The following is an 8,655-nucleotide window of genomic DNA, read 5'->3' as shown; positions in this document are numbered from 1 at the left end:
ACTTAATTTATTCTCAAGATTTAAGAATCTATACAACAATCCATTTTCTCTGTAAAAAATTACTCTTTTATGGCAATAGTTGGTAATCTACTCAAAAAAGGTATCGGTTTAACTGCGGTGATTCAACGTAAAAAAACTAATCATGCCAAACTTCAAAAAAAGACTTTAGTTAAGCTGCTCAACAAAGCAAGATTTACTCAATTTGGTGACAAATACAACTTTGAGGATATCATGAATGCAGCCTTGTTTTCGGATGATAAAGAATATTATACAAAATTCAAAAACCAAGTACCTGTTTATGACTACAACAAAATGTATAGTGAATGGTGGTACAAGGCGCACGCAGGCGAGAAAAACGTATCTTGGCCAGGTAGAGTCAAATACTTTGCCTTGAGTTCGGGTACTTCTGAGGCGGCTTCAAAGCACATTCCTGTTACAAAAGATATGGTGAAGGCTATCCATAGAACTTCTATCCGCCAGATTTTATCCTTGAGTGCTTATAAAAACCTTCCTCCTCAATTGTACGAAAAGGGGTATTTGATGCTTGGAGGAAGCACCGAATTACAAAACATGGGACAGCATTTTGAGGGTGATTTGAGCGGGATTACCGCTGGAAAAATTCCTTTCTGGTTTGAACGTTTTTACAAACCTGGTAAAAAAATTGCCGCAACCAAGGATTGGAGCGAAAAGTTGGACAAAATCACAAAACAAGCCAAAAACTGGGATATCGGATTTATCGTGGGCGTTCCTGCTTGGATTCAACTTTTAATGGAAAAAATTATCAAGGAATATGGTGTCAACAATATTCATGATATTTGGCCAAACTTAGAAGTTTTCTGTCATGGTGGGGTTAGTTTTGAACCATACAAACAGGGTTTTGAAAAACTTTTGGGTAGACCCATCACTTATATTGAAACTTATTTGGCCTCTGAGGGCTTTCTAGCTTATCAAACGCATCCTAACAGCGATATGCGTTTGGTGCTAAATAATGGCATTTTCTTTGAATTTGTACCTTTCAATGAAAATAATTTCGACGCTGACGGGGTTATGGTTGAGCGTCCCGAAACACTCATGATTGACGAGGTAGAAGAAGGGAAAGAATATGCCTTACTGATTTCGACGGTATCGGGCACTTGGCGATATTTGATTGGCGATACAATCAAATTTACCAATAAAAAGAATGCTGAAATAGTTATCACAGGTCGAACTAAACACTTTTTAAGTCTTTGTGGCGAGCACCTTTCCGTTGATAATATGAATAAAGCTATCGAATTAGCGTCCAAACATTTCAATATTGATATTCGCGAATTTACAGTAGTAGGAAAAAAAGTAGAATCTACCTTTGCACATCACTGGTATGTAGGTACGAAGGATTATGTTAAAGAGGAAGATTTACAAGTATTTATTGATAAAACACTCTGTGAAATCAACGACGACTATCCTGTTGAAAGAAAGCACGCACTTCGAGAAATGAAAGTTCATGTGTTACCAGCAGAAACTTTCTACGACTTTTTGGCTTCAAAGGGTAAAACTGGTGGCCAAAATAAGTTTCCTAGGGTGATAAAGAAAAAAGAACAAATTGAGGATTGGGAAAATTTCTTGTCGAAAGAAAAATAGGCTATCCCTTATTTAGTGAATAAGTGATGTGTATCTCCACAGTAGAGACGCAAAGAAAGTGTCTTGGCTGATTGAAAATCTAGCATGATAGCATCAAAAAGGCGATCGGAAATTATTTTTCGACCGCCTTTTTTTTGATGAAAACTTCGAAGATAATCCCAATCTAAAAATTCGGGCTGAAACATGATTGATGAATCCACCAAAATATCTGTCAATCGCCAATTTCAAAGCGTAGTCTCTCTGTAGCTCAAACTTTCATGATTCCAAAGCTCATTTTATCAAATTCCTTGCAGCTTGAAGCAAGTGTCTTTCTTGGTGAATAATCAAAAAGTACAGCGCATCACAGTATTTCAAAGACAAATAATTGGCAATGGAGATAGGGATTTTTATTTGATTGAGTTGATAGTTTTGAGCAAGCTTGAGAATTTCCAAAAGATTATTTTGATGTAAAATAAAAGTATCTAGCACTTCAAAAGCTGGAAGTTCGGACGAAGGAATATAGCCTTTCATTGCCTTAAACTTGCCTTTGCCAGTAAAGGGATGCATACTTTTGATTGCCAATTTGCCCAACCAAGTAGATTTTATCGGGTGGTTTTGAGGAAATTGTTTTTGAGAAAACATTCTTTCTCGAAAACTTGGCAAATAATAATCACTGTAGGCATTGAGATGCGCTAAACATTGGACAACACTCCACCCACCTGTTTCGCTGGGCTTCAGCAGGTTTCCTGCATCGATTGACTTTCGCCATTGCAACACCTCATTCAATTGTTTTTCTGCGAGTTGCGTCAAAAAACAAAGTAATTCTTCCTTTGTATCAAAATAGGTTAATGTCATTTTTAAAAAAAATTGATTTCGGGACAAAGGTAGAAATACCAACAATGATAAATCTTGGTATTTTCTAAGATTCACAATTTGACGGAATTAAGAAGCTTACTGAAATTGGTGGCATCAATTCCAATGTAATTGGCTAAATATTTATGAGGAATAATTTGAAGAATATGAGGGCTTCTTTTCAACAATATTCTAAATTTTTCTTCTGCAGAAAAACATTGTATTTCAACCAATCTTTCGAGCAAACCGCCGAAAGCAAATAGCAAACCTTCAAACAATAATTGATTAATTGCAGGATAGGCTTTACCTAAATTTCGTACTTCACTGATAGGAGCACGCAGCAAGTTAGATTTAGTGAGAGTTTCGTAGGAGTAGGGCGTCGCTCGGCCTGTAAGCATGGAGTCTAGAACGCCTCCAAAATTACCTTGATAAGTAAAAAGAATCGTAGCCTCATGTCCAATATCATCTTGATAAACAATACGTTGAACACCTTTTTGTACAAAATATAGATATTTTTCGGTAGAACCAGATTCTGTTAACACTGATTTTCTAGGGTAACTTATTGGTTTGAATAATTCATAAAATTTTCTTAATTCTTCAGCAGTAAGAATCCCAAACGTTTCTACGGTTTTTTCGAACAAACGATATGATTCCTTTGGATTATCCACGATGAAAAGTTTTAAGCATTTTTCCAATTACTTTGCCCTTCTTATACAGCAATTCACGACAATTTTGTATAGAATCAAGGAGCGTTTGTGGCCCTGTCTGAATTGCACTTACATATACCACCTCAGGTATTTCCAAAAGACTATCTAGTTCTTGAACCTGTCCAGCTATGCCATAAATAGGTTTCTGATGTTTTTTTGCATAATTCAAAACTTCTGAAAGCACTTTCCCTTGAAAAGATTGACTATCTATCCGACCTTCACCTGTAATAACAATTTCAGTTTGCTCCACAGCGGTTGACAAACCAATCGTGTCGAAAACCCACTGAGCCGCCGAAATGATTTTTCCATTCAAAAAACAAATACCTCCTGCACCCATACCACCACCAGCACCCGAACCAGCTATCTTTTGGGTATCTACAGAAAATATTTGTTTAAACAATCGATGAATATGCTCCAGACCAGAATTCAACAAGTCGGTTTGTTCTGCACTAGCTCCCTTTTGAGGTGCATATACACGAGCTGCACCATTTTCACCAAAAAGAGGGTTTATGACATCTGTGGCTATATAAAATTCGGTGGCATTAATTCTTTTATCTATTTTATCTGAATTAATGATAGCTATTTTCCCTAAGTTTTCTCCTGAGGGCTCTAAACTATTTCCTTTTTCATCCAAAAACTCATAGCCTAATGCTTTTGCCATTCCCATTCCTGCATCGTTTGTAGCACTACCTCCAACGGTCAAGAATATCCTTTTTGCCCCTTTGTCAAGCGCATGCTTCAATAAAACACCCGTTCCATAAGTAGAAGTCTTCATTACATTTCTTTCCCCTCGCTCAAGTAACTCAAGACCCGAGGCTTTTGCCATTTCGATTATAGCTGTGTGGTGTGGGGCTATCCAAAGATAATTGGCTAAGATAGGACGATGAAGGGCGTCAAAAGTTTGAACAAACTCATAAGTACCATTCAGTACGGCTTGCAAAACGGCAAGGGTTCCTTCTCCCCCATCGGCCAAAGGCTTTTGAATAATCTGCGCTTCGGGAAAGGATGAATAAATACCCTTGGCAAGTGCATTACAGACTTCTGTGGCAGGAAGGGCATCTTTAAATGAATCACAAGCAATGAGGATTTTCATGGTTAAATCATAAACTGTTTATATAAAATAGCCATGGCCGACCCAATAAAAACCAAACCAGCAATTTGATTAATACGAGTTATGATTTTGGGAGTAAGCACTTTTTTCATTTTATGTGCATAATATGAAATGAGCGATTCTGCGAGCATAGTTGCCACGAGACTCAAACAAAAGAAAACAATAATTTGCTCCAAATCAAAACGTTGAGCACCTTTCAAATAAGTCGAGGTACCAAATACTGCAATGTAATTAGAAGGGTTCAAAAGGTTTAGGAATAATCCTGATGTAAAATAATAGAGGACTGTACCAAACTTTGTTTTAGGATAAACCAGCTGAGGTTGTTGCTTAAAAATACTAATGAGCCCCAACCCTATCAACAAGACCGCACCGCCCACAGACAAATACATGTCAAAATTGTCGATTTGAGGTAAAAAAGCCGTTCCAAATACTGCTAAAAACATCAAAATAGCATCAGCGGCAGTTACACCCAAGGCTATCAACATTCCACTTTTATAACCATTATCGATACTAGTTTGAATTAATCGAAAAAAGGCTGGACCAAACGTAAAACAAAGAATAAAACCATATAAAAAACCAAAAATTGCTGCTATTATCATACAAAAAACGTATAGGTAGAATGGGAGATTTGACCCAATCACATAATTTTACATTAAATTCCTTTCAATCTCGCTACTTTCAATAAAGCTGCAATACTCAATGAATCCGTTATAGACGAATTCATTACCATTTCGACGGCTTTGGATAGACTAACCTTTTGAATTTTCAAAATCTCAGTATCGTCTGGTTCAGACTCACCAAAAGTTAGATTTTCTGCTAAATACATAAAACCGACCTCATCTGTTACCGAATTGGAAGTATGAATACGACCAAGATTTGTCCAGGTCTTTGCTTCTATTCCGGTTTCTTCCTTGAGTTCTCTTTTAGCCGAATCAAGACTTTCTTCGTGATGAGGACCTCCTCCCATTGGTATTTCCCAAGAATATTCCTCAAGGGGATATCTGTATTGTCCCACAAGCCAAGTATTTAATTCTTCGTCAAGTGGTACAATTGCGATGGCTTTATTTTTAAAATGTGCTACACCATATATGCCTGGTTCGCCGTTAGGTTTAATAACTTCTTCATGTCGAATACTTACCCATGGGTTATCATATACTTGGGTAGAAGAAGTCTTGGTCCAAGGATTTTTTTCTTTTGTCATTTCACAAAGGTAGAGTAAGAAGATGAGATACAAAACAAGAAATTTCACGATTTATTTGAACTAATCCTAAAATCATTGGGTTTTGTAAATCATTCCCTTTATTTTTCTCTAATAAAAAAACTCTCAATAGCTGGATTCTGATTTAGGCTGAAGAGGAAATTATTAGTTATCGGTATTTGTATTATCAAAAAAGATTCCGCTCAACGTGAATCTTAGAATCTGTTACTTAAATAAAATTCGGGAAAACAATCACAGGAATCCTAAATCCCTTTAAAATGTCTCCTAAATACAAAGTCATACTAGCGTCTTTTGTCGTAAGCACGCTGTTGATGATTACTAAGTTTATAGCTTATTACATGACCTATTCGAGTGCAATATTGACAGACGCTCTTGAATCGATTATCAATGTAGTTGCGAGTGGATTTGCATTTTATGCGATTTATCTGGCTTCACAGCCCAAAGATTTAAACCATCCTTATGGTCATGGCAAAATTGAATTCTTTTCGGCGGGTCTGGAAGGTGTTCTTATTGTTTTAGCAAGTATTTTTATCATATTTCACGCTGTACAAAACTTCTTTAATCCGCAACCTTTACAAGATTTACCTTTAGGGCTTGGTATTATTATTTCAGGTGTTATCATCAATTGGATTTTAGGATATTATATCGAAAAAGAAGGAATTAAATATCAATCTCCTACCTTAATTGCCGATGGCAAACATCTCAAATTGGATGCTCAAAGTGGGATTATTTTGATTATAGCTGTTGGAATAGTTGTCTTCACCAAATCGGCATGGATAGATGGAGTAGCCTCGGTAATTTTTGCGAGCTATATGGGATGGAGCGGTGTAAAAATTATACGAAAGTCTATTGGTGGTTTGATGGATGAAACCGACCAAGAAACCTTGGAAAAAGTAGTAGATATTCTGAAAAATAACAAGAAATCTGAGTGGATTGATATTCACAACTTACGTATCCAACACTATGGTGCTGACTTGCATATTGACTGTCATATCACACTACCACGATATTATAATTTGGAACTTGTACACAGCAATGTTCATGAATTTGAAGAAATACTTAGCGCTGAATTTCAGTCAGATGTAGAAATATTTATTCATGCAGACCCTTGTTTGGATGATTGTTGTTATTATTGCAAAGTTAGTGATTGTCCAATCCGTCAATTTCCCGTCACAAAGCATATCGAATGGAATCAAGTCAATTTATCTCTTAACCAAAAGCATTTCATTGAAAGCATCTAGTTATTTTGTATTCGCTTACTTCGGCATAATAATCGGTTTGAGCGGTTGCCTGCAGAGTTTTAGAATGAGTAACAATCAAATAGACGAATATTATACGTCTCATCCTCCAAGACCTATCTTTGATACGCTTGTATTCCAAGAGAAAAAAATCTTTTATGCTCAATCCAATAACCAATCCCACAAAATACTTTTCTTAATTCATGGTGCTCCAGGTGCGTGGTTTGGGTATAAGGACTATCTCAACGACAGTCTGCTGCTAACAAAATACAAAGTGATAGTTGCAGACCGATTTGGTTACAATCATTCTGATCGAAAAATAGCTGGCATAAGCGCACAAGCAGAGGCCTTTCATGCGCTCCTCTCGCAATTTAAGGATTTTGACATTACTATTCTTGGGCGTTCGTATGGTGCAGCCATCGCAGCCAAAATGGCGATAAAATATCCAGAAATGGTGAAAGAGTTATACTTGGTTTCACCAGCTTGCGCTCCTAATCTCGAGAAATTTTGGTGGTTTTCGAAGCCCGTAAATACGGGTTTTGTGAAGGCTTTTTTACCTTATTTTATCAATAAAGCAAGTGAAGAAAAATTTGCTCACCGTGAAGAACTCTTAAAAATCGAACCCGAATGGGAGAAAATTCACTGTCCTGTGACCATATTACAAGGAGGCAAAGATTGGATAATCGACACAAAAAACGGTGCATATCTCGACTCTGTGCTTACAAACGCCCCTAAAAAATTTATCTTTCTACCAGAAAATGGGCACCTAATTACGGCCGAAAGAAAGGATTTGCTTAAAGAACTTCTCTTAAAACAATAGCGCCTAGACAAATGTCTAAGCGCTAATTCCTGAATTATTTCAAGTCTTTCACCTGCTGCAAAGCGGTAAGCTGCTTCATACTTTTTTCCATTCCTTCGGTCGAACCATCAAGGAAAATAACGTTTCCTTTACCTTGTTCGGCAAAATGCTTGATTGCCTCTGTCCACATCGAAAAAAGAATCAGGGAGGCATCTAATTGATTATCCTTCATTACTTTTGCCGATTCGGCCATACCTTTTGCCACCTCCTCACGGAAAAGTGCTACCCCTTGCCCACGCAATTGGGCTGCTACTTTTTCGGCCTCCGCCGCAATTCTAATGGCATTACCTTCTGCTTCTGCAGCCTTTGTCTTCGTAATCAATAAGGCTTGACCTTCATTTTCGGCAGCTGCTTTGAGGTTGTTTGAGGCTACAATTTGAGCCATCGAACGCATAATCGCATCGTCGAATGCAATGTCGTTTAATTGCAAATCGATAAGGTGATACCCCCAAGTTTCTAAGGTATTATCGATTTGTTCTTTCACTTGTATCACAATTTCACTGCGCAAACCAAGCACCTCTGCTTGTCGTTTGGTAGCCACCAATGCTCGGATAGTTCCTTCTATTGTACGAATAAGCGCCTGCATAAAAGAGCGTTCATCCATAAATTTGAAGGCAACGTTTTTAATAGTCTCTTCTTCCTGATTCATCACAGCATACACCAACATAGCCTTAAAATTCACATTGGCTTGGTCGGAGGTTATTGCCTGAAACTCTAACTCAATCGAACGACTTTGGATAGAAATCCGTTTGAAAATAGCTTCGATTAAAGGTATCTTAAAATTCAAACCAGGGGTCATAATACGCTGGTATTTACCAAAAATGGTAACAACCGCCACTGTTCCTTGGTTGACTACAGCAAACGAAAGAAAGGCCAATGGCAAGGCAATCAGTAGTAGTGATAACAAAAAGGTCATATTTGTAAAATTATAGGTTAAAAAAAACAGCCTGCTCTACCTTCAGTAGGATGCTGTATCAATTTTACAGAAAAAAATGCAAAGTCAAAATTATTCTTGTAATTATTAAACTTTTGGGTAGTTGTGGGTTTTGGGCAAAAGGAAAAGAGGCAACAGG

Annotated in this window: 9 protein-coding genes; 3 read left to right on the top strand and 6 right to left on the bottom strand. The window is 37.3% G+C overall.

Features of this window, described 5'->3' with window-relative positions:
• Positions 1-69: 69 nt before the first annotated feature.
• Positions 70-1,617 (top strand): GH3 family domain-containing protein, encoded by a 1,548-nt coding sequence (locus ACOVQ4_RS22870; RefSeq protein WP_421822900.1) that lies wholly within the window; start codon positions 70-72, stop codon positions 1,615-1,617.
• A gap of 270 nt (positions 1,618-1,887) precedes the next feature.
• Here ACOVQ4_RS22870 and ACOVQ4_RS22865 read toward each other — a convergent pair whose 3' ends face one another.
• The 5 genes from ACOVQ4_RS22865 to ACOVQ4_RS22845 all read right to left on the bottom strand — a co-directional run bounded on the left by ACOVQ4_RS22865 (position 1,888) and on the right by ACOVQ4_RS22845 (position 5,467).
• Positions 1,888-2,451 (bottom strand): DinB family protein, encoded by a 564-nt coding sequence (locus ACOVQ4_RS22865; RefSeq protein ID WP_421822899.1) that lies wholly within the window; start codon positions 2,449-2,451, stop codon positions 1,888-1,890.
• A gap of 71 nt (positions 2,452-2,522) precedes the next feature.
• Positions 2,523-3,116, bottom strand: a complete 594-nt coding sequence (locus ACOVQ4_RS22860; protein WP_421822898.1) for a Crp/Fnr family transcriptional regulator — start codon at positions 3,114-3,116, stop codon at positions 2,523-2,525.
• Positions 3,109-4,248, bottom strand: a complete 1,140-nt coding sequence (locus ACOVQ4_RS22855) for a glycerate kinase (protein WP_421822897.1) — start codon at positions 4,246-4,248, stop codon at positions 3,109-3,111. Before ACOVQ4_RS22855 ends, ACOVQ4_RS22860 begins: the two co-directional genes overlap by 8 nt.
• 2 nt (positions 4,249-4,250) lie before the next feature.
• A complete protein-coding gene (locus ACOVQ4_RS22850) occupies positions 4,251-4,865 on the bottom strand; it encodes a LysE family translocator (RefSeq protein WP_421822896.1) in 615 nt (204 codons plus the stop codon).
• Positions 4,866-4,918: 53 nt separating this feature from the next.
• Positions 4,919-5,467 carry an NUDIX domain-containing protein gene (locus tag ACOVQ4_RS22845; RefSeq protein WP_421822895.1) on the bottom strand — a complete coding sequence of 183 codons (549 nt, stop codon included), beginning with the start codon at positions 5,465-5,467 and terminating at the stop codon, positions 4,919-4,921.
• Positions 5,468-5,742: 275 nt separating this feature from the next.
• Between ACOVQ4_RS22845 and ACOVQ4_RS22840 the strand changes: the two genes are divergently transcribed.
• Positions 5,743-6,726, top strand: coding sequence for a cation diffusion facilitator family transporter (locus ACOVQ4_RS22840; RefSeq protein WP_421822894.1), 984 nt, complete (start codon positions 5,743-5,745; stop codon positions 6,724-6,726).
• 64 nt (positions 6,727-6,790) lie between these two features.
• A complete protein-coding gene (locus tag ACOVQ4_RS22835; protein WP_421822893.1) occupies positions 6,791-7,543 on the top strand; it encodes an alpha/beta fold hydrolase in 753 nt (250 codons plus the stop codon).
• Positions 7,544-7,577: 34 nt separating this feature from the next.
• Here the strand turns inward: ACOVQ4_RS22835 and ACOVQ4_RS22830 are convergent, their stop codons facing one another.
• Positions 7,578-8,498, bottom strand: coding sequence for an SPFH domain-containing protein (locus ACOVQ4_RS22830; protein WP_421822892.1), 921 nt, complete (start codon positions 8,496-8,498; stop codon positions 7,578-7,580).
• Positions 8,499-8,655 lie beyond the last annotated feature (157 nt).

It is taken from the genome of Flectobacillus sp. (assembly GCF_049240685.1).
Classification (GTDB): Bacteria; Bacteroidota; Bacteroidia; order Cytophagales; family Spirosomataceae; genus Flectobacillus.
This window is presented reverse-complemented; position numbering and strand designations above follow the sequence as displayed.

Excerpts from the sequence above, each read along its gene's own strand:
- ACOVQ4_RS22870 (WP_421822900.1), top strand. The coding sequence starts at position 70 with ATGGCAATAGTTGGTAATCTACTCAAAAAAGGTATCGGTTTAACTGCG.
- ACOVQ4_RS22865 (WP_421822899.1), bottom strand. The coding sequence starts at position 2,451 with ATGACATTAACCTATTTTGATACAAAGGAAGAATTACTTTGTTTTTTG.
- ACOVQ4_RS22855 (WP_421822897.1), bottom strand. The coding sequence starts at position 4,248 with ATGAAAATCCTCATTGCTTGTGATTCATTTAAAGATGCCCTTCCTGCC.
- ACOVQ4_RS22850 (WP_421822896.1), bottom strand. The coding sequence starts at position 4,865 with ATGATAATAGCAGCAATTTTTGGTTTTTTATATGGTTTTATTCTTTGT.
- ACOVQ4_RS22845 (WP_421822895.1), bottom strand. The coding sequence starts at position 5,467 with ATGACAAAAGAAAAAAATCCTTGGACCAAGACTTCTTCTACCCAAGTA.
- ACOVQ4_RS22840 (WP_421822894.1), top strand. The coding sequence starts at position 5,743 with ATGTCTCCTAAATACAAAGTCATACTAGCGTCTTTTGTCGTAAGCACG.
- ACOVQ4_RS22835 (WP_421822893.1), top strand. The coding sequence starts at position 6,791 with ATGAGTAACAATCAAATAGACGAATATTATACGTCTCATCCTCCAAGA.
- ACOVQ4_RS22830 (WP_421822892.1), bottom strand. The coding sequence starts at position 8,498 with ATGACCTTTTTGTTATCACTACTACTGATTGCCTTGCCATTGGCCTTT.